At 72.7% G+C, this 23,009-nt stretch carries 1 protein-coding gene (cut by a window edge); it reads right to left on the reverse strand.

Annotated features, from left to right (window positions below):
- Positions 1–23,009: the 3' portion of a non-ribosomal peptide synthetase gene (locus IU449_RS13895; RefSeq protein WP_195002178.1), read on the reverse strand. 3,238 nt of this gene lie beyond the right edge of the window; only the last 23,009 of its 26,247 coding nucleotides appear in the window; its start codon lies off the right edge, out of view; it ends in the stop codon at positions 1–3.

The raw sequence follows: 23,009 nt of genomic DNA on the forward strand, positions 1-23,009 counted from the left end.
TCAGGCGCGATGGGTGTCGGTCCAGGCGGTGGTCAGGACGTGGCCGATGCGGGCCAGGGCCTGCTCGGAGGTCATCCGCCAGTGGGTGGCGGCGACGGCGTGGTTGTGGACGGTGCCGTCCACGGCTTCGGCCCAGGTGGCGGCGCCCGCCGCGCCGGTGGGGTCGTCGTGGGCGGCGGTGAAGTAGAGCAGGTTGCCCTTGTAGCGGCGGGGGCGGTAACGGGCCAGCAGGTCCAGGGAGCGGGTGCCTTCGGCGAGCAGGCGGGTGAGGCGGTCGGCGCCGAAGGAGGCGAACGGTTCGGGCAGGTCGACGATCAGGTCCGCCAGGCGGGCCGAGTCCCAGTCGGCCGGATCGAGGTCGGTGCCGAGCACGGCGTCGAGTTCCGCGGTGTGTTCGCCCAGCAGGCCGCCCATCAGGTCGGCGACCGGCACCGTGGCGACGGCGACGGGCTCGACGATGCGCGGGCTGTCCATCATGGCCAGGGTCGCGACGTGCTGGCCCTCGTCCTGCAACTGGATGGCGATGGCGTGCGCGAGCACGCCGCCCAGTGACCAGCCGAGTAGATGGTAGGGGCCTTCGGGCTGGACGGCGCGGATCTCGCGCACGTAGCGGCGGGCCCAGTCGTCGAGCGAATCCGGCAGCGGCTCGGCCGAATTCAGCACGGGCGACTGCAGGCCGTAGATGTCACGATCGGTCCCGATGTGGGCGGCCAGACCCGCGAACGACCAGGCCACGCCGCCCGCGGGGTGGACGCAGAACAGTGCTTGCCCGCCGCTGCCGGTGCGCAGCGGGAGGAGCACATCGAACGCGGCGTCCTGATCGATGCGGCCGCGGTTCGCCCTGGCCCGCTCGAGGTGGGCGACCACGCCCGCGGGGGTCGGGGCGGAGAACAGCCAGATGACCGGCACCCGTTCGCCGAGGACTTCGGCGAGGTGGGTGGCCAGGCGGGTCGCCAGCAGCGAGTTGCCGCCACGTTCGAAGAAGTTGTCGTCCATGCCGACGCGGTCGGTGCGCAGCAGTTCGGCGAACACGGCGCAGACCGTGGTCTCCAATTCCGTCCCCGGCGCGCGGTATTCGCGTTCGCGCAGGTCGGGGCGTGGCAGGGCGGCGCGGTCGAGTTTGCCGTTGGCGTTGCGCGGCAGGGCGTCCACGGCCAGCAGGGCGGCGGGCACCATGTAGCTGGGCAGGGACCGGGCCAGGGCCGCGCGCAGGTCCTCGGGTTCGAGTGCGCGCCGACCGGTTTCCCGGTCGGCGGAATTCGCGGTGACCTGGACGGGCTCTTGATCCACGGACCGCGCGGCGTCGTCGAGCAGGGTGTAGTAGCCGACAAGCATGGCCTCCGCGCCGCCGGCATCGTGGGCGAGGACGGCGGCCTCGCCGACGGCCGGGTGGGCGCGCATGGCGTGCTCGATCTCGGCGAGCTCGATGCGGTAGCCACGCACCTTGACCTGGAAGTCGCGGCGCTGGACGAAGACCAGCTGGCCGTCGGCGGTCCAGCGGACCATGTCGCCGGTGCGGTAGAGGCGCTCGCCCGGCAGGCCGAACGGATCGGCCACGAATCGGTCGGCGGTAAGGTCCGGCCTGCCGTGGTAGCCGCGGGCCAGTTGGGCGCCGCCGAGATAGAGCTCGCCGACGACGCCGGTCGGTACCGGGTGCAGGCGGTCGTCGAGCACGTAGACGCGGGTGCCCGCCTCGGGAGTGCCGATGGGGGCGACCGGGCCCGGGTCGCCCGCGGCGGTGCGGTATCTGGTCACCGACACGGCGGCCTCGGTGGGACCGTAGAGGTTGTCCAGGCGGGCCTCGGTGCGGGCGACGGTGCGGTTCACCGTCTCGGCGGGCAGGGGCTCGCCGATCACCAGCAACCTGCGCAGGGCGGCGGGCAGCGCGCCGTCGCAGACCTCGGTGAGCATCGCCAGTTGCGAGGGCACCAGGGTCACGGTGGTGACCTCGGCGCGTTCGATCAGGTCGAGCAGGCCCTGCGGATCGCGATGCGCGCCTTCGGGAGCGAGCACGAGGGCGGCTCCGGTGCGCGGGGCCCACCAGAATTCCCAGACCGACAGGTCGAAGGCGGCGGAGGTGTGCAGCAGGACCGCGTCGTCGGTGGTGAGGCCGTATTCGGACTGCATCCACTCGAGCTGGTGGGTGACGGCGGCCTGCGGGACCACCACGCCCTTGGGGGCGCCGGTGGAGCCGGAGGTGAAGATCACGTAGGCGGCGTCCTCGGGTCGCGCGGGCCGCAGCAGTTCGTAGGGACGGACGGGGTGCGCGCTCAGCCCGGCGCCGACGACGGCGGCGGTGTCGATATCGAGCACGATCTCGTGGGCGCGCACGCTCTCGGGCAGCATGGGGCGGCTCGCGGAGATCAGCACCAGCGCCGGGTCCGCCGCCGACAGCACCGCGGAGGTGCGATCGAGCGGATGGGCCGGATCCAGCGGGACGTAGGCCGCGCCTGCCGTGAGCACCGCGTACATGGCGGTCAGCAGTTCGATCCCGCGCGGGATCGCCAGGGCGACAGTGGCATCGGGGCCGATGCCGCGTGCGATGAGTACCCGCGCGAGACGGTTCACCGCGGCGGCGAACTCGCCGTAGGTGAGCGCCCGGTCCCCCTCGAGCACCGCGAGGGCGTCGGGGGTGCGGGCGGCCTGGGCCTGGAATCCGGCGGCCAGGATGCCGGACGCGCAGTGCCGGTCGGGCTGGTTCCAGCCCAGGACGATGCGCTCGGATTCCGTCGCGTCGAGCAGCGGCAGGTCGCCCACCGGGGTCTGCGGGGCGGCGAGGACCGCGGCCAGCAGGCGGCGCAGGCGGCCGGCGATATTGGCGACGGTCGATTCGTCGAACAGGGCGGTCGAGTAGGTGATGGCGGCGTCCATGCCCGACGGGGTGCCGTCGGTGCCGTGCCGGTCGGTCACCACCAGGTGCAGATCGAACTGGGAGACCTCGGTGTCGAAATCGACCGCGGTGGCGGTGATCCCGTCGAGGTCGACATCGGCTTCGGCCTGATTGTGGAAGGAGAAGCCGACCTGGAACAGCGGGTGCCTGGCGGTGGAGCGCTCCGGGTTGACGACGTCGACGAGGCGTTCGAACGGGATGTCGGCGTGGGCGAACGCGGCCAGGTCGGCCTCGCGCACCTGGCCGAGGAGGTCGGTGAAGCTCGCGGCGGGGTCGACGCGGGCGCGCAGCACCAGGGTGTTGACGAACATGCCGACCACGTCGTCGAGTTCGGCCGCGCCGCGACCGGCCACCGGGGTGCCGACGGCGATGTCGTCGGTGCCGGAGAGCCTGGCCAGCAGCACCGCGAAGGCGGCGTGCACGACCATGAACGGGGTCGCGCCGTGGGCGCGGGCCAAGTCGGCGAGTGCGGCGTGGGTGGCGGCGTCGACGGTGAAGTCGACGTGCCTGCCCCGGGTGGAGGCCACCGCGGGGCGCGGGCGGTCGGTGGGCAGCGGTAGTTGTGCGGGCAGGTCGGCGAGGGTGTCGAGCCAGAACCGCAGCTGGCGGGAGACCAGCGAGTCCGGGTCGTCCTCGGCGCCGAGCAGGGCGCGCTGCCAGATGCTGAAATCGGCGTACTGCACGGGCAGCGGGGTCCACGCCGGGGTCCGGCCGCGACGGCGGGCGGCGTAGGCCACCATCACGTCGCGGGCCAGCGGTGCGAGGGAGGAACCGTCGGCGGCGATGTGGTGCATGACCACGACCAGGACGTGTTCGTCCGCGGGAGCGTCGCCGGTGCCGGTGAACGGGCGGAACAATCGGGCGCGCAGCGGCGGGGCATCGGTGACATCGAAGCCCGCGCCGACGAAATCGAGGACAGCCGTGGGCAGGTCGTCGACGGCGACCGGGATCGGCACCAGCACCGGAATGCCCGCTCGGTCGGCAGGCAGCACGACCTGCACCGGGCTGCCGTCGCGTTCGGGGTAGACGGTGCGCAGGACTTCGTGCCTGGCGACCACGTCGGCGACGGCGGCGTTGAGCGCGGCCACGTCCAGTGCACCGGCGAGTCGGACCGCCAAGGGGATGTTGTAGGCGGTGGACTGGTGGTCGAGGCGATTGAGGAACCACATGCGCTGCTGGGCCAGCGAGAGCGGGACGGTCTCGCCTGCCGAGCGGACGCGGGCCACCAGCCTGGGGCGGGCGCTTTCCCCGGCGTCGGCGACGGCGGCGGCCAGGGCGGCGACGGTGCCGTGCTCGAAGACCGTGCGGACGCCGACGGTGACCGACAGCGCCGTCCCGAGGCGGGCGGCGACCTGGGTCGCGGTGAGCGAGTTGCCGCCGCGGGCGAAGAAGTCGTCGTCGAGACCGACTTCACCGGTGGGCAGGCCGAGCACCTCGGCGAAGACCTCCGCCACCGCGATCTGCGCCGCGGTCTGCGGTGCGCGGAAGGCGGCGGCCTGGAAGACCGGTTCGGGCAGGGCGTCGCGGTCGAGCTTGCCGACGGGGGTGAGCGGCATGCGATCGAGGACGACGATGGCGGCGGGCACCATGTACGCGGTCAGCGAGCGCGCGGCGTGGGTGGTGAGTTCGGCGGGGTCGATGCGGTGTCCGGGTTCGGCGACCACGTAGGAGACCAGCGAGACCGTTCCGTCGGGGCCGGTGTGGCCCTGGGTGACGACCTCGCGCACGCTCTCGTGCGAGGCGAGCGCGGCGTCGATCTCGCCGAGCTCGATGCGCAGGCCGCGGACCTTCACCTGGTGGTCGGTGCGGCCGAGGTACTGCAAGGCGCCCCCGGCCGTCCAGCGCGCGAGATCGCCGGTCCGGTAGAGCCTTTCGCCCGGGGCGACGGAGAAGGGATCGGCGATGAAACGCTGCGCGGTGAGGCCGGGGCGGGCGTGGTAGCCGCGGGCCAGGCCCGCACCACGCAGGTACAGCTCACCGGCCACGCCGACAGGCACCGGGCGCAGACCGGCGTCCAGCACGACCGCCGACATATTGGCCAGCGGCACACCCAACTCCACCGGACGACCCGGCAGCAGTGGCGGGCTGACGGTGGCGACGATGGTGGTCTCGGTGGGGCCGTAGCCGTTGTGCACGGCGCGGCCGGCCGCCCAGGTGTCCACCGCGTCCTGGCCGAAGCCCTCGCCGCCGATGATCAGGTGACCGAAGGCGGGCAGGCGGGCCGGATCGAGGGTGCGCAGCACCGACGGGGTGATGAAGGCGTGGCTGACCTCGTGGGCGGCCATGAACTCGGTGAGTTCGTCGCCGCCGAACACCTCGGGCGGAGTGAGCAGCAGCGTGCCGCCCTCGACGAGCGCCAGCAGCAGTTCCAGCATGGCCGCGTCGAAGCTCGGGGAGGCGACACCGAGCACTCGCGCGTCCGCGGTGACGGCGTAACGATCGCGCTGGGTGCGCGCGACTCCGGCGATGCCCGCGTGGGTGACCAGCGCGCCCTTGGGCAGCCCGGTCGAGCCGGAGGTGTAGATCATCCAGGCCGGGTTGGCGATGCGCACGGGGCGCACCAGTTCGTCGGCGGCGATGCGGGCGGGGCTGGTGTGGCGCAGGCGGGTGGCCGTCGCGGGTGCGTCCAGCACGACCCATTCGGTGTCGCCGGGCAGGGCGGCGCGGGCGGATTCGACGGTGAGGCCGAGGACCGCGCCGGAGTCGGTGAGCATGTGGGTGATGCGCTCGGCCGGGTAGGTGGGGTCGACCGGGACGAAGGCCGCGCCGGTCTTGGCGACCGCCCACAGCGCGAGCTGGAAGCGGGCCGAGCGCGCGATCGCGATGGCGACGATGTCCTCGGCGCCGATGCCGTGGCCGATGAGCATCCTGGCCAGCCGCGCGGACTGTTCGTCCAACTCGCGGTAGGTCAGACGGGTGTCGCCGTCGACGACCGCGAGGCCGTCGGGGTTGGCGGCGACCGCGCCCGCCAGCATGTCGGCCAGCGTGCACGGCGGGGTGACCGGGCCGTGGCGGTCGAGCAGGGCGGCGCGTTCGCCGGGGGCCAGCAGTTCGGCCGCGCCGACCAGCTGGTCCGGGCGGCCGGTGAGCGCGCCGAGCAGGCGGCCGAACCGGCGCAGCAGGCTCGCGGCGGTGGACTCGTCGAACAGGTCGGTGGCGTATTCGAGTTCGACGGGCAGGTGACCGTCGGCGTCGGGCGCGTCGGCCACGGTGAACTGCAGATCGAAGCGGGCGACGGTCTCGTCGAAATCGACCGGGGCGAGTTCGAGGCCGGGCACGGTGACGGCGCCGGAATCGAGGTTCTGGTAGTTCAGCACCACCGTGAACAGCGGGTGACGGGCCGGGTTCGCGGTGACGCCCAGTTCCTCCACGACGCGCTCGAACGGAACCGTGGCATGTGAGAACGCGTGCAGGTCGGCGGTTCTGGTGGCGTCGATCAGGCTGTCGAAACTCTGGTGCGGCGCGAGATGGGTGCGCAGGGTCAGGGTGTTGACGAACATGCCGACGAGGTCGTCGAGCGCGGCCTCGCCGCGACCGGCGACCGGGGTGCCGACAGCGATGTCGTCGGAGCCCGACAGCCGGGCCAGCAGCACCGCGAGCGCGGCGTGCACGACCATGAACGGCGTCGCGTCGTGGCGGCGGGCCAGTTCGGCGATCCTGGCGTCGAGATCGCCGCCGAGCCTGCCGCGCACGGTCGCACCACGCTTGGACGCCGTCGCCGGGCGAGGGCGGTCGGTGGGCAGGGCCAGTTCCTCGGGCAGGCCGCGCAGCGCCTCGCGCCAGTAGGCGAGCTCGCGCCCGGCGACCGCGTCCACCGCCGCGGACTGCCACAGCGCGTAGTCGGCGTACTGGGCGCGCAGCCGCGGCCAGGCCGGTTCGGTCTGCATGACGCCCGCGAAGTAGGCGGCCACCAGATCGCGCAGCAACGGACGCATGGAGAAGCCGTCGGTGGCGAGATGGTGCAGGACGGCGACCAGTACGCGGCTGGTCGCGGTCTCGCGCAGCAGCACCGCGCGCACCGGGACCTCGGTGGTGACATCGAAACCGGCGCCGAGCAATTCGGCGATGCGGGCGTCGAGCCGGCCCGCCTCGACATCCTCGACGGCCAGCCGCACCGGATGGTCGTCGGCGGGCAGGATCACCTGGTGTCCGGTGCCGTCCGGGCCTTGTGGGTAGTAGGTGCGCAGGGATTCGTGGCGGGCGACGACGGCGGCGAACGCCTCGGTGAGCCGGTCGTCGCTGATCTCGCCGGTGAGGCGCGCGACGACCGGGATGTTGTGCGCCGGGGAGTCCGGGTCGAGGAGGTTGAGGAACCACATGCCGCGCTGCACGGGGGCCAGCGGCAGCACCTCCGGTCGCGGGCCCGCGACCAGCGGGACCACGATCGGGCCGGTGTCGCCGTCGGCGGTGAGCGCGGCGGCCAGGCCGGCCACGGTGGGCTCCTCGAAGAGCAGCCGCACGGGCACCCGCCTGCCGAGGCGCTCGCCGATGCGGGCCAGCACGCGGGTGGCGCTGAGCGAGTTGCCACCGAGGTCGAAGAAGCTGTCGTCGACGCCCGCGCGGTCCACACCGAGCACTTCGGAGAACGCTTGGGCGACAAGGCGTTCGACCGTGGTGACGGGGGCGCGGTAGTCGCCGGAGTCGAAGACGGGCACGGGGAGGGCGGAGCGATCCAGCTTGCCGGAGGTGTTGAGCGGGAACTCCTCGACCGTCAGCAGGACGGAGGGAATCATGTACCCGGGCAGTGCCGTCTGGGCAGCGGCCCGGGCCCGCTCGACAAGTCGAGCGGAGTCGATCGCGGCCGTGCTCACCGCAGCGTCGGCAGGCACGGCCGCGCCGACGGCAGCATCGCTGCGGGCTGCGGCGACCCCCACGGCGGCGGCGTTCCCCGTGGGCAGCAGGTAGCCGACCAAGTGGTCGTCGACGACCCGGGCGGCGGCCTGGGCGACGCCGGGCACGGCGGCCAGCACGGCTTCGATCTCACCGAGTTCGATGCGCTGGCCGCGGAACTTCACCTGGAAGTCGGTGCGGCCCAGATAGACCAGTTCGGCGGCGTCGCCCTGTGGTTCCCAGCGCACCACGTCACCGGTGCGGTACATGCGCTCGCCGGACGGCCCGAAAGGGTTGGCGACGAAGCGGTCGGCGGTCAGCGCGGCACGGCCGTGATAGCCGCGGGCCAACTGGACGCCCGCGAGGTACAGCTCACCCGCGACACCGGGCAGGGTGGGCCGCAGCCGCGAATCCAGCACGTAGACACGGCTGTTCCACTCCGGGCTGCCGATCGGCATGACGACGCGCCCGATCTCGCCGGTGACCTCGCGGTAGGTGATGCTCACCGCCGCCTCGGTCGGCCCGTAGAGGTTGTGCAGGGCGGCGGTGCTGACCGCGCCGAAGGCCCGCACGGTCTCGGCGGGCAGCGCCTCGCCGATCACGAACACCATCCGCAACTGCTCGAGCGCGGTGGTGTCGCCGGATTCGGCGATGTGACCGGCGAAGACGCCGAGCATGGTGGGCACGAAGTCGGTGACGCTCACGCCGTGGGCGGCCATCACCTCGGCGAGGTACGCGGGGTCGCGGTGGCCGTCGGGGGTGGCCAGCACGACGGTCGCGCCGACGCGCAGCGGCAGGAAGTAGCCCCACAGCGAGACGTCGAAGGTGGTGGCCGTCTTCTGCAGGTACACGTCGTCGGCGTCGAGCCGGTACTGCGACTGCATCCAGGTGATCTGGTTGACGATCGCGGCGTGGGAAACGCTGACGCCCTTCGGCTTTCCGGTGGAGCCGGAGGTGAAGATCACGTAGGCCGGATGGTCCGGCCGCAGCGGGGCGGGGCGTTCGTCGGCGGCGATCGGCTCGTCGGAATACCCCGCCAGATCGATGGTGTCGACGGCGACGACGGGCCCTTCGTAGTCGGCGGCGAGGCCGTCGCGCGCGGTGGTCAGCAGGGCGGCCGGGTCGGCGGTCGCCATGATGTGCGCGATGCGCAGCGGCGGGTGGTCGGGATCGATCGGCACGTAGGCGCCACCGGCCTTCAGCACCGCGTACATGGCGACCACGAGGTCCACCGAACGCCGGATGCCCAGCGCCACCAGGCTTTCCGGCCCGACGCCGAGGTCGACGAGGTGGCGGGCCAGCTGGTTGCCGCGCCGGTCGAGCTCGCCGTAGGTGAGCACGGTGGCGACCGAGCCGTCGTCGGGGACGTAGACCAGGGCCGGGTCGTCCGGAGTCGCGGCGGCCTGGGCCTCGAACTCGTCGAGCAGCAGTTCGGCCAGCGGGGCGGTGTGCGCGGAATCGTTCCACTCGGTGACCACGCGGTGCAGCTCGTCCGGGCCGAACAGGTCGATGTCGCCGATCGGCACGTCGCGGTCGGTCGCCACGGCGGCGAGCAGCCGCAGGTAGCGCTCGGCCATGGTGCGCACGGTCGACTCGTCGAACAGGTCGGTGGCGTAGGTGAAGCGCAGCGACCGCTCGGCGACGGTCAGCTGGAGGTCGAAGCGGGAGACCTCGTGATCGATGCGGTACTCGCCGACGGTGACGCCGGGCAGCTCCACCGCGATGGGCTCCAGGTTCTGGAAGAACAGCGCCACCTGGAACAGCGGGTGCCTGGCCTCCGAACGCGGCGGGTCGAGCACCTCGACGAGTCGCTCGAAGGGCACATCGGCGTGGGCGAAGGCGTCGAGATCGCCCTCGCGCACCCGGCGCAGCACGGTGTCGAAGGTGTCGGCGCCGGTGACCTCGGTGCGCAGCACCAACGTGTTGACGAACATGCCGACCAGATCGTCGAGTCCGCGGTGGCCGCGTCCGGCGACGGGCGCGCCGACGGCGATGTCGGCGGTGCCGGACAGCCGGGCCAGCAGCACGGCCAGCGCCGCGTGCACGACCATGAACGGGGTCGCCTCGTAGCGGGCGGCGACAGCGGCAATGGCGTTGTCGAGATGCTCGGGCAGCCCGACCACCACGCTCGCGGCCCGCTGGGAGGCCAGTGCCGGGCGCGGACGGTCGGTGGGCAGATCGAGCTGGGCGGGCAGGCCGCGCAGCCGTTCGCGCCAGAACCCGAGCTGAGCGGCGGCCAGGGACCCGGGGTCGGATTCGCCGCCGAGCAGATCCCGCTGCCACAGCGCGTAATCGGCGTAGTGGACGGCGAGTTCGGGCCAGGCCGGGGCTGTGCCGGTGACCCGCGCGGTGTAGGCGGCGGCGAGATCGCGGGCCAGCGGGCCCATCGAGTAGCCGTCGGCGGCGATGTGGTGCACCACGAGGGCGAGCAGGTGCTCGCGCTCGGACAGCCGCGCCAGGCCGACGCGCAGCGGGACCTCGGCGGTCACGTCGAAAGGCGTGGTCACGAAGGCGGTGAGCGCGGCCGTCGGGTCCGCGCCGTCGAGTTCGGCGATCTGCGGGCGGTGCCCGGGGGCGAGGATCAGCTGGTGGCCGACGCCGTCGCGGTCCGGGTAGACGGTGCGCAGGGTCTCGTGCCGGTCGACGATGTCGGCGACGGCCGCGGTGAGCGCCGCGCGGTCGAGGCGGCCGGTGAAGCGGATGGCGACCGGGATGTTGTTGGCCGTCTCCTGCGGGTCGAAACGGTTGAGGAACCACATGCGCTGCTGGGCGGGCGAGAGCGGCAGGGCGTCCGGGCGCGGGCCCGCCAGCAGGACCGGGCGCGGTGCGGCGGCGGTGAATTCCGCTGCCCGCGCGGCCAGCCCGGCGACGGTGGGGGCGTCGAAGAGCAGGCGGACGGGCAGATCGGCGGACAGTTGCGCACCGAGGCGGGCGAGGACCCTGGTGGCGCTGAGGGAGTTGCCGCCGAGAGCGAAGAAATCGTCGTCGGCGCCGACGTCGTCGAGGCCGAGCACCTCGGCGAAGACGGCGGCGACCGCGCGTTCGGCATCGGTGGCGGGGGCGCGGTAGGTGGCGGACTCGAACACCGGTTCCGGCAGGGCCTTTCGGTCGAGCTTGCCGGAGGAGTTCAGCGGGAACTCGGTGAGCGTCACGAAGGCCGCGGGGACCATGTAGGCGGGCAGGCGCGCGGCGAGCGCGGCGCGCACCGCGTCGATGTCGAGCACCGAATCCCGCGCCGACGCGGCGACAGTCGGTGCCATCTCACCGACCGGTGCGGGTTGGACGGCCGATGCCGGGTGGACGGCTGACGCCGAGGACGCGTCGAGTTCGCCGAAAGTGCGGCTCGGGTCGGGCACCATCGTGGCGGTCGGCGCATTGCGGGGCGCGGCGGCGACCACATAGGCGACGAGCATGTCTTCGCCCGCGGCGGAGCGGCGCACGACGACGGCGGCGCGATCGATGCCGGGGAGGGCGGTGAGCGCGGACTCGATCTCGCCGAGTTCGATCCGCAGGCCGCGCAGCTTCACCTGGAAGTCGGTGCGGCCCAAATAGTCCAATTCGCCTTCGGGGGTCCAGCGGACCAGGTCGCCGGTGCGGTACATGCGTCCGCCCACGGAGGCGGAACCGTCGGCCGTGAAGGGGTCGGCCACGAAGCGCTCGGCGGTCAGCTCGGGGCGGGCGACGTAGCCGAGGGCCAACTGATCGCCTGCCAGATAGAGCTCGCCGGGGACGCCGACGGGCACCGGGCGCAGGCGGGCGTCGAGGACGAGCAGGCGGGTGTTGAAGACCGGGCGACCGATCGGGACAGTGTCGACGTCGGCGTCGGTGACTTCGTGGAAGGTGACGTCGACGGCGGCTTCGGTGGGGCCGTAGAGGTTGTGCACACGGGTCCCCAGGAGCGACCGGGCGCGCTGGGCGGTGGGAGCGGGCAGCGCTTCGCCGGAGGCGAACACCCGGCGCAGGCCGCGGCAGTCGCGCGCCCTCGGTTCGGCGAGGAAGACCGCGAGCAGCGACGGCACGAAGTGCACGGTGGTGACCGACTCGGCGGCGATGAGACCGGCCAGGTAGGCCGGGTCGCGGTGGCCGTCGTGACGAGCCAGGACCAGGCGGGCACCGACCTGCAACGGCCAGAAGAATTCCCACACCGACACGTCGAAGGTGGCGGGGGTCTTCTGCAGGACCGTGTCGTCCGGGCGCAGGCCGTAACGGTCCTGCATCCACACCAGGCGGTTGACGATCGCGGCGTGCGAGACCGCCACGCCCTTCGGCCTGCCGGTCGAGCCGGAGGTGAAGATGACGTAGGCGGGGTGCTGCGGACGCAGCGGCGCCGTGCGGTCGGCATCGGTGAGCGGGCTGTCGCCGATACCGCTCAGGTCCAGGCGGTCGATGCGCACCTGGGGCGCGGCGCTGACGGGCAGGTCCGCCCCCGCGGTCAGCACGCAGATCGGTCGCGCGGTCCGCAGGACGTACTCGGTGCGTTCGGCCGGGTGCTCCGGATCGAGCGGCACGTACGCTCCACCGGTCAGCGTGACCGCGTACATGGCCGTGACCAGGTCGGCCGAGCGGCGGATGCCCAGCGCGACGTAGGCGCCCGGGCCGACGCCCTGGGTGATGAGCCAACGCGCGAGTCGCCTCGCTCGCCGGGCGAGTTCGGCATAGGTCAGCTCGGCCCGAGCGGACTCGGCGAGCGCGGCGTCGCCGTGCTCCGGAGCGAGAGGCGCGAGGTCGGCGCGGGTGTGGTCCCGGTCGCCGAGGACGGTGGGCTCGAAGGTGAGGGCCACGGCGGACGGGGTGCGGGTGACCTGACGTTCGAACAGCGAGGCGAGGGTGTCGCTGGGAGCGGCGACCGGGTGGGCGGTGTCGTTCCAGTGCGACACAACCAGGGCGCGTTCAGCGGGGTCGAGCAGTTCGATGTCGCCGACGAGGCGGGACGGTTCGGCCACGGCGGATTCGAGCAGACGGACCAGTCGCGCGCCGAACGAGGTGACGGTCGCCGCGTCGAACAGGTCGGTGGCGTACCGCAGGACCGCGCGCACGGCGGTGGCGGCGCCCTCCTCGGCGCCGTACTCGGCCAGTTCGAGGGCGAGATCGAACTGGGCGATGCCGTTGTCCAGCGGGTACGGCGCGACCTCGAGGCCGGGCAGGCGCAGGACGGTGTCGTCGCGGTGCTCATAGGTGAGCAAGGCCTGGAAGATCGGCGAATGCGCCTGCGAACGGACCGGATTCAGCGCCTCGACGACGCGCTCGAAGGGCAGGTCGGCATGGGCGAAGGCACGCACGTCGATCTCGCGGACCCGGGCCAGCAGGTCGGCGAAGGAGCGGTCGGCGGGGACGGGAGTACGCAGGACGACCGTGTTGACGAACATGCCGACGAGGTCGTCGAGGGCCTGTTCGGAGCGGCCCGCGACGGGGGTGCCGATGGCGATGTCGTCGGTACCGGCCAGGCGGGCGAGCAGCACGGCGTAGGCCGCGTGCATCACCATGAACGACGAGACGTGCTGCGCACGGGCCAATTCGGCGACGGCGGCGGTCAGTTCGGCGGAGAGGGTGAATTCGACCGTCGCGCCGCGCCCGGAGGCCACCGGCGGGCGGGGGCGGTCGGTGGGCAACTCCAGGACGGGGGCCAGACCGGCGAGTTCACCGCGCCAGTGCGCGGCCTGGCGCGCGAGCAGCGACTCGGGATCGGCGGGGTCGCCGAGCACGGCGTGTTGCCAGAGCGCGAAGTCGGCGTACTGCACCGGCAGCGGCTGCCACCGCGGGGGTGTACCCGCCGCGCGGGCGGCGTAGGCGGTCATCAGGTCGCGGGCCATCGGGGCGATGGACACACCGTCGGCGGCGATGTGATGGACGACCACGACGAGAACGTGCTCGCGAGGGGCGAGGCGCAGCAAGCGCGCGCGCACCGGCAACACGGTGCGCAGATCGAAACCCTCGGAGAGGATTGCGAGCACGGCGCTCCTGGCGTCGGCGGCGGCCGAGTCGCGGGATTCCGCGCCGTCAGCACTCGAACCTTCAGCGCTCGACCCGGCGGCATTCGCACTTTCGGCATCCGCCCCGAAGGCGTTCGAACTCCCCGAGACCGAACTCCCGGAGACCGAGCCGACGGCATCGGCGCCGGACAGGTCCAGCGGGGTGAGGTCCAGGTGCGGGGCCCGCTCCTGGATCACCTGGTGCGGGCCTTCGGCATCGGCGGGGAACAGCGTCCTCAGCGACTCGTGCCGGGCGAGGACGTCGGCGAGCGCGGATTCCAGTGCGGCGGTGTCGAGATCGCCGGTCAGCCGGATGGTGAGCGGGATGTTGTAGACCGGCGAATCCGGGTCGAGGCGGTTGAGCAGCCAGATCCGGGTCTGGGCGTGCGAGAGCGGGATACGCGCCGGGCGCGGCGCGGCGACCAGCGCGGGACGCGGGCCCGCCGAGCCGGCGGCCAGGACGCGGGCCGCAAGCGTGGCCACGGTGGGGGCCTGGAAGATCTCGCGGACGGTGAGGGCGGTGTCCAGCGCGGCATTGGCGCGGGCGACCAGTCGCATGGCCAGCAGCGAGTTGCCACCCAGGGCGAAGAAGTCGTCGTCGGCCCCGACGACTACACCGCCGCCGCCGCCGGCACCGTCTCCCAAAAGGTCCGCGATCAGGCCGGCGAGCATCGTTTCGACGCCCGGGCGCGGGGCACGGAAGGGCGTGGTGGCGGTGGTGAACTCGGCGGGCGGCAGCGCCTTGCGGTCGAGTTTGCCGACCGTGGTCAGCGGCATCTCCTCCAGCACGACCAGGTGGGCGGGCACCATGTACCCGGGCAGGTGCGCGCGCACGGCGTCGAGCACGGCTTCGGCGGTGAGGTCCGCCCCGCTGACGTAGCCGACGAGCGCGTCACGGCCCGCCGCGTCGGTGGCGACCAGCACGGCGGCGTTGGTCACGCCGGGGACGGCGGCCAGCGCGGCCTCGATCTCGCCGAGTTCGATGCGCTGACCGCGCAGCTTGATCTGGAAATCGTTGCGGCCCAGATAGACCAGATCACCGTCGGCGTTCCAGCGGACCAGGTCGCCGGTGCGGTACATGAGCCGCCCGGGCACACCGAACGGGTCGGCGACGAAACGTTCAGCGGTGAGCCCCGCACGGCCCTGGTAGCCGCGCGCCAGCTGATCACCGGCCAGATACAGCTCGCCTGCCACACCGGTCGGCACCGGCCGCAGCCGGGCGTCGAGCACGTAGACGCGGGTGTTCCAGCAGGGCCGCCCGATCGCCAGTTCCCGTGCCTCGGCGCCCTCCTCGGGCAGGTCGGCGTCGGTGAACTCGTGGTAGACCGCCGAGATGGCGGCCTCGGTGGGGCCGTAGGCGTTGTGCACCGCGCCGTCGAACACCCCGCGGATGGCGGTGAGCAGGTCGGGGGTGAGCGCCTCGCCGCCACAGTGCAGGTGCCGGAAGGAGGACAGGGCGTCGCCCATGCCCTCGCCGATGAGCGCGGCCAGCACCGAGGGCACGTATTCGGCGATAGTGATGCGGTGTTCGCGCAGCAGGCCGGCGAAGTAGGTGAGGTCCAGGTGCCCGCCGGGCGCGGCGATCACCAGCGGGGCGCCGACCGCGATCGGCAGGAAGCATTCCCAGACCGAGACGTCGAAGGTGAGCGGGGCGCGCTGCAGGATGCGGTCGGCGCCGGTCACCTGGTAGCGGTACTCGAGCCAGCGCAGCTGGTTCATGATGGCGCGGTGGGTCACCGCGACGCCCTTGGGGCGGCCGGTGGAGCCCGAGGTGAACAGGATGTAGGCGGTGTTGTCCGGGCGCAGCGCGGCGCTGCGGTCCTCGTCGACGACCGGGCGGGCCGGGTAGCCGGACAGGTCGAGATCCGCGAGGGCGACCGCGCGCACGCCGGGCAGCGACGGCAGTTCCGCGCCGCCGACCACGAGGACGAGGGCGGGCCGGGCTTCCTCGACGATCTGCGCCAGGCGGTCGGCCGGATGCGCCGGGTCGAGCGGAAGGTAGGCGCCGCCCGCGCGCACGATCGCGTACATGGCGACGAGCATGTCGATCGAGCGCAGGGCGGCCAGGCCGACAACGCTCTCCGGGCCGACGCCCGCCTCGATCAGGTGATGCGCCAACCGGTTCACCCGTTCGGCCAGCTCGGCGTAGGTGCACCACGAGCCTTCGAAGGTGACGGCGCGGCCGTGCGGGTCGGCGTCCGCGCGGACGGTCAGCAGATCGTCGAGGGTTTCCTCGGGCAGGCGACGCCCGGTCGCATTGCGTTCGGAGAGCAGCAGGCCGCGTTCGGCCACCGACATGAGTTCGACATCGCCGACCGCCGTGCGGGTGTCGCGGACCATCGCCCGCAGCACGCGCTCGAAGCCGGTGCGGAAACCGGTGACGGTGCGCTCGTCGAACAGGTCGCGGGCATAGTGCAGGTAGATGTCGATACCCGCGGGGGCGCCGTCGGCATCGTGGTGATCGGTCAGCGTCCAGTCCATGTCCAGCTGGATGGGCGCGGGCCCGACCTCCAGGGCGCCGATCTCGAGTTCGTCCAGCCGGACCTGGGGCGCGGCCTGGTTCTGCAGCGTCAGCGCGACCTGATAGAGCGGCGAATGCGCCTGTGAGCGGACCGGATTGATCGCGTCGACCAGTTGCTCGAAAGGCACCAGCGCGTGATCGAAAGCCGCCACGTCGGTGCGGCGTACCGACTCGATCAACTCGGCCAGGGTCGCCTCGGGACGGATACGCGTGCGCAGCACCAGGGTGTTGACGAACATGCCGACCAGCTCGTCGAGTGCCTGCTCGCCCCGGCCCGCGACCGGGGCTCCGATCACGATGTCGTCGGTGCCCGCCAGGCGGCTGAGCAGGGCGGCCAGGGCGGCGTGCAGCACCATGAACGGGGTCGCGCGGTGGGCGGCGGCCAGATCCTGGATGCCGCGGTGCAGGTCGGCGTCGAGCCTGCCGGTGATCGCGCCACCGCGAGCGCTCGCCACGGCGGGGCGGGGGCGGTCGGCGGGCAGCGTGGTGACCTCCGGCAGTCCGTCCAGTTGCGTTGTCCAGTACTGCAGTTGACGCGACAGCACCGATCCCGGCGCGTCCGCCTCGCCGAGGGCGCGACGCTGCCAGCAGGCGAAGTCGGCGTACTGCACCGGCAACGGGGACCAGGTCGGGGAGTCCCCGGCGCAGCGGGCGGCGTAGGCGGCGGCCAGGTCGCGGGTCAGCGGAGCGAAGGACCAGCCGTCGGCGGCGATGTGGTGGACGACGAACAGCAGCACGTGCTCGGGTCCGTCGGCGTCGCTCACCCGGAGCAGGCGCACCCGGACCGGTACTTCTGCGGTGACGTCGAAAGCAGTGGTCGCGGCGTCGGTGATCAGCTCGGGCAGTTCCCGCGCGCGCACGGGACGGGTGGTCAGGTCCGGCGCGTGCGTGGCCACCGGCAGGACCACCTGGTGGGCCACGCCGTCACGTTCGGGGTAGACGGTGCGCAGCGTCTCGTGCCTGGCGACCACGTCGCCGATCGCGGCTTCCAGTGCCGCCGCGTCCAGTTCGCCGCTCAGACGCAGCGCGAAGGGGATGTTGTAGGCGCCGCCACCGGTGCTGTCACCGGCGGTGTCGTCACCGCCCGGGTGGCCGAGGTCGAAGCGGTTGAGGAACCACATGCGCTGCTGGGCGATCGACAGCGGGACGGGTTCGGTGCGTTCGCCCGCGACCAGCGGCGGGAGTGCGGCTTCCACGCCGCCGGAGGCGCCGGTGGCCGAGTCGATCACGCGCGCCAGTTCGGCGACGGTCGGCGCGTCGAAGACCGCGCGCACCGGCACACGCGCGCCGGAGGCGGCGGTCAGCCGGGCGGCGAGCTGAGTGGCGACCAGGGAGTTGCCTCCCAGGGCGAAGAAGTCGTCGCCCGCGCCGATCTCGCGGTGGCCGAGCAGTTCCGCGAAGACACCCGCCACCAGTATCTCGGTGGCGGTCGCGGGGGCACGGAAGTCGGCGGTGACCGGCGCAGGGGCGGGCAGGGCCGCGCGGTCGAGCTTGCCGGAGGCGTTGACCGGGAAGGCGTCCAGGGTGACCACGGCGGTGGGCACCATGTAGGCGGGCAGGCGGTCGGCCAGTGCGGCGCGCACCGTGTCCAGGGTGAGCAGTCCGGTGCCGCTCGCGGCAGTCATACCGGTGCCGCGCGCGGCAGTATCACCGGTGCCGCGCGCGGCGACCAGGTAGGCGACCAGTTGGTCGCCGGTGCCGTGGTCGTCGCGGACGAGGACGGCGGCTCGGTCGACGCCGGGCAGGTCCAGCAGCGCCGTCTCGATCTCGCCCAGTTCGATGCGCAGGCCGCGCACCTTGACCTGGAAGTCGGTGCGGCCCAGATATTCCAGTTCACCGGCGCGGGTCCAGCGGACCAGGTCGCCGGTGCGGTACATGCGTTCGCCCGCGACTCCGTACGGATCGGCGACGAAGCGGTCGGCTGTGAGGTCGGTGCGGCCGAGGTAGCCGCGGGCCAGCTGGGCACCCGCCAGATAGAGCTCGCCGGACACACCGACGGGGACGGGGCGCAGGCGGGCGTCGAGCACGTAGACGCGGGTGTTCCAGACCGGGCGGCCCATGGCGACGGTGTGGGTGTCGGCGTCGGTGACCTCGTGGGCGGTCACCTCGACGGCGGCCTCGGTGGGGCCGTAGAGGTTGTGCACCCGCGCGCCGGTGATTTCGCGCAGCCTGCGCGCGCTCACGGCGGGCAGCGCCTCACCGGAGCAGAACACGTGGCGCAGCGTGGTCGCCGCGGGGTCGCCGGCCGGGAACGCCTCGGCGAGGAAGACCGCGAGCATGGACGGCACGAAGTGGGTGACGGTGACACGCTCGGCGGCGATGAGGTCGGCCAGGTAGCGCGAGTCGCGGTGGCCGTCGGGGGCGGCCAGCACCATGCGGGCGCCGACCTGCAGGGGCCAGAAGAACTCCGGCACGGACACATCGAAGGTGACCGGGGTCTTCTGCAGCAGGACGTCGTCCGGGCTCAGCGACACGTAGGCGGACTGCATCCAGCACAGGCGGTTCACGACGGCCGCGTGTTCGACCGCCACGCCCTTGGGGCGGCCGGTGGAGCCGGAAGTGAAGATGACGTAGGCGGTGTGTCGCGGACGCAGCGGCGCCAGGCGGTCGGCGTCGGTGACGGCGGACGCCGACCAGCCGCTCAGGTCGACGAGGTCGATACGGATCTGCTCGATACCGGGCCGGCTGTCCTGGGCCAGGCCGTCGCGAGCCCGGCCGCCCTCGCCCCCGGCGTGCTCGGACCGGTCGCGCCCGGCCTGATCCAGATGAGCTCGACCGACCGGGAAGCCGGGAAGATCGAGGTCCGCGCCCGAGGTCAGGATCGCGATCGGGCGGGCGGTGTCGAGCACATGAGCGATGCGCTCGGCCGGGTGGTCGGGATCGAGCGGGACGTAACCGCCGCCGGCGACGACGACGGCGTACATGCCGGTCACCAGGTCGATGGAGCGGCGCATGCCCAGAGCGACAAGGGAATCCGGCCCGACGCCACGGTCGATCAGCCACCGGGCCAGCCGGTTCACCCGGGCGGCGAATTCGCCGTAGGTGAGGGTGACGCCGTCGAAGGTCAGCGCGGGGCGCTCGGGGGTGCGGGCGGCCTGACGCTCGAACAGTGAGACCAGTGTGTCGGTGGCGGCGAGCGGGTGCGCCGTGTCGTTCCAGTCGCGCAGCACCTGGGCGCGTTCGGTGGCGTCGAGCAGTTCCACGTCGCCGACGCGGGTGCCGGGGGCAGTGGCCGCGGCGGTCAGGACGCGGGTGAGCCGGGTGGCGGCATCGGCGGCGGTGGCGTGGTCGAACAGGTCGGTGGCGTAGCGCAGGCTGCCGGTCAGACCGCCGGTGGCGGGGCTTTCGTTCAGGATCAGGTGCAGGTCGAACTTCGCGCCGTCGTCGGGGACGGGCGCGGGCACGACGGTGAGGCCGGGCAGGGTCAGCGCCTCGTGCGCCTGCTCCCCCGCCGCGTAGCTGAGCATGACCTGGAACAGCGGGTGCGCGCCGCCGCTGCGATCGGAGACCAGTTCCTCGACGACGCGTTCGAAGGGCAGCTCGGTGTGGGCGAAGGCGGCCAGGTCGGCCTCGCGCACCTCGGCGACCAGCCGGTCCAAGGGCACGGCCGGATCGACGGCGGTACGCAACACAACGGTATTGACGAACATGCCGACCAGGGCGTCGAGCGCGCTGTGACCGCGGCCGCCGACCGGCGAACCGATGGCGATGTCGGTGCCCGCGCCCAGGCGCGACAAAGTAGCGGCGAAGGCGGCGTGCAGAACCATGAACAGGGTGGCGCCGGAACGGGCGGCCAAGGCGCGCAGGCCCGCCGTGGTCTGCGCGTCGACGGTGATGTCGACAGCGGCGCCGCGCAGGGTGGGGCGTGCGGGTCGGGGACGATCGGTCGGCAGCGTCAGCTGGGCGGGCAGCCCGGCCAGCGTGTCGCGCCAGAAGCCGAGCTGCTGGTGGGCGAGGTCGCCCGCGCGTTCGGTGGAGCCGAGCAGTTCGTGCTGCCAGAGGCTGTAATCGACGTATTGGACAGGCAGTTCGTCCCACGCGGGAGCCTCGCCGTGCAGGCGCGCGCCATAGGCGCGCATCAGGTCGGAGACCAGCGGGCGCATGGACAGGGCGTCGGCGGCGATGTGGTGGACGACGAACACCAGCACATGGTCGGGAGCCGCACCGGGCTCGGCGGGTTCGATGCCGAGCAGGGCGATGCGGGCGGGTAGTTCGGTGGTGACGTCGAACCCGGTGCGCACGAGGGTCGCGACGGTAGCGGCCAGATTCGCTTCGTCGACCGTCATGCGGGCGAGCGCGAAACCCAGGGCAGCGGTGGGCCGCACGGACTGGTAGGGGCCGTCCGCGTCCTGGGGGAAGACGGTGCGCAAGGTCTCGTGCCTGCCGAGCAGGTCGAGCACGGCGCGGTCCAGCGCGGCGACGTCCAGGTCACCGGTGAGGCGCAGGACAACGGGCAGGTTGTAGACGCCCGCGGTACTCGCCCGCGTCCCGGCGCCGTCCTGGCCACCGATGCCGTCGACCTCGGCGCTGTCCTGGACTTCCACGCGGTTGAGGAACCACAGACGCTGCTGGGCGGGCGAGAGCGGGATGCGGGCCGGGCGTTCGCGGCGGGTCAGGGCCGCGGCGGGCCGCGCCGCCGTGGTCGCGGCCTGGTCGGCGAGCGGGCGGACGGCGTCGGCGAACGCCTCCACCGTGGGAGCCTCGAACAGGGTGCGCACCGGGACGCGGGCGCCGCCCAGTGCCGCCCCGATGCGGGCGGTGACCTGCGTGGCGTCCAGCGAGCTGCCACCGTGGGCGAAGAAGTCGTCGTCGAGTCCGGCGCGTTCGGCGCCGAGCACCGCGGCGAAGACCTCGGCGACCAGAGCCTGCACCGAGTCGGTGGGCGCGCGGAACTCCGCGGCCCGCAGCGTCGGCGCGGGCAGGGCGCGGCGATCGAGCTTGCCGCTGGTGTTGAGCGGGAACTCCGACAGCACGACCAACGCTGTCGGCACCATGTAGGCGGGCAGCCTGCGGGTCAGCGCGGCGCGCAGGGCGTCGGTGTCGACGACGGCGCCCGGCGCGGGGACGACGTAGCCGATCAGGTGCTCGCCCTGCTCGCCGGACCACAGCCGGGCCGCGGCCTGGGCGACGGTGTCCTCGGCCAGCAGCGCGGTCTCGATTTCGGCCAGTTCGATGCGCTGGCCGCGGAACTTCACCTGGAAGTCCACCCGGCCCAGGTAGACCAGTTCGCCGTCGGTACTCCAGCGCACCAGGTCGCCCGTGCGGTACATGCGTTCGCCCGCGAAGCCGAACGGGTTGGCGACGAACCGGTCGGCGGTCAGGTCGACGCGGCCGTGGTATCCGCGGGCGAGCTGGTCACCGGCCAGATACAGCTCGCCCGGCACCCCGATCGGCGCGGGGTGCAGACGCGAATCCAGCACGTAGACCTGGCTGTTCCATTCCGGTTCGCCGATCGGCACCAGCGGTCCGTCGGTGACGGTGACCTCGCGGTAGGTGATCGAGACGGCGGCCTCGGTGGGGCCGTAGAGGTTGTGCAGGGCGGCGGGGGCGACCGCGTCGAAGGCGGCGACGGTCTCCGGGGGCAGTGCTTCGCCGATGACGAAGACATCGCGCAGCGAATCGAGTTCGCCCGGCTCGGCGTGGTTGGCGAACACGGCGAGCATGGAAGGAACGAAGTCGGTGAGGGTGACCCGCTCGGCGGCGATGGTCTCGGCGAGATAGCGCGGATCGCGGTGGCCGTCCGGGGTCGCAAGGAGCAGGGTCGCGCCGGCGCGCAGCGGCAGGAAGTAACCCCACAGCGATACGTCGAAGGTCGTCGCGGTCTTCTGCAGATAGACGTCGCCCGCGCGCACCCCGTACTCGGCGTGCATCCAGACGAGCTGGTTGGCGATGGCGTGGTGGCTGATCGACACGCCTTTGGGGCGGCCGGTGGAGCCGGAGGTGAAGATGACGTAGGCCGGGTTCTGCGGATGCAGCGGGCCGCGTTCGGCCTCGGTGATGCGGGTCTGCGCGTAACCGGACAGGTCCAGCTCGTCCAGGTTCGCGATCCGGACGTGCGCGGGCACCGAATCCGGCACGGTGAAACCGGCGTTCGTGGTGGTGAGGATGGTGTGCGGGGCAGCGGTGGCGATGATGTGGCCGATGCGCTCGGCCGGGTGCTCGGGATCCACCGGCACGTACGCGCCGCCCGCGCGCAGGACCGCGTACATGGCGACGACGAGTTCCGCGCAGCGCGGCATGGCCAGCACCACCAGGGTTTCCGCGCCGACGCCGGTCGCGATGAGCAGCCGCGCCAGGCGGTTGGCGCGGGCGGACAGCTCGGAGTAGGTCAGCGATTCGCCGTCGGCGGTGCGCAGCGCGATCGCCTCGGGCGTGCGGCGCACCTGCATGTCGAAGCCGTCGTGCAGGAAGCGTTCGGCGACTTTGTGGCCGCTGGCGTTCCAGCTGGTCACCACGTAGTCGAGTTCGCCCGCGTCCAGCAGTTCGATGTCGCCGACCGGCTGATCCGGGTCGGCGAGCGCGGCGCGCAGCAGGCGGGTGAACTTCGCGGCGAACTCGGCCGCCGTCGGACCGTCGAACAAATCGGTGGCATAGGTCATCTCGGCGCGGTACCCCACCGCCCCGCGGTCGTCCACCGCCGTCCGGCCGAGCGGCTCGGACAGGGTCAGCTGCAGGTCGAATTTGGCGAAGCCGGGGTCGAAGTCGAGCTGTTCGGCGCGCAGGCCGGGCAGGTCCAGGGCGATCGGGCCGATGTTCTGCATGAACAGCGCCACCTGGAACAGCGGGTGCCTGCCCTGGG

Origin of the sequence: Nocardia higoensis, from assembly GCF_015477835.1 — a bacterium.
Classification (GTDB): domain Bacteria; phylum Actinomycetota; class Actinomycetes; order Mycobacteriales; family Mycobacteriaceae; genus Nocardia; species Nocardia higoensis_A.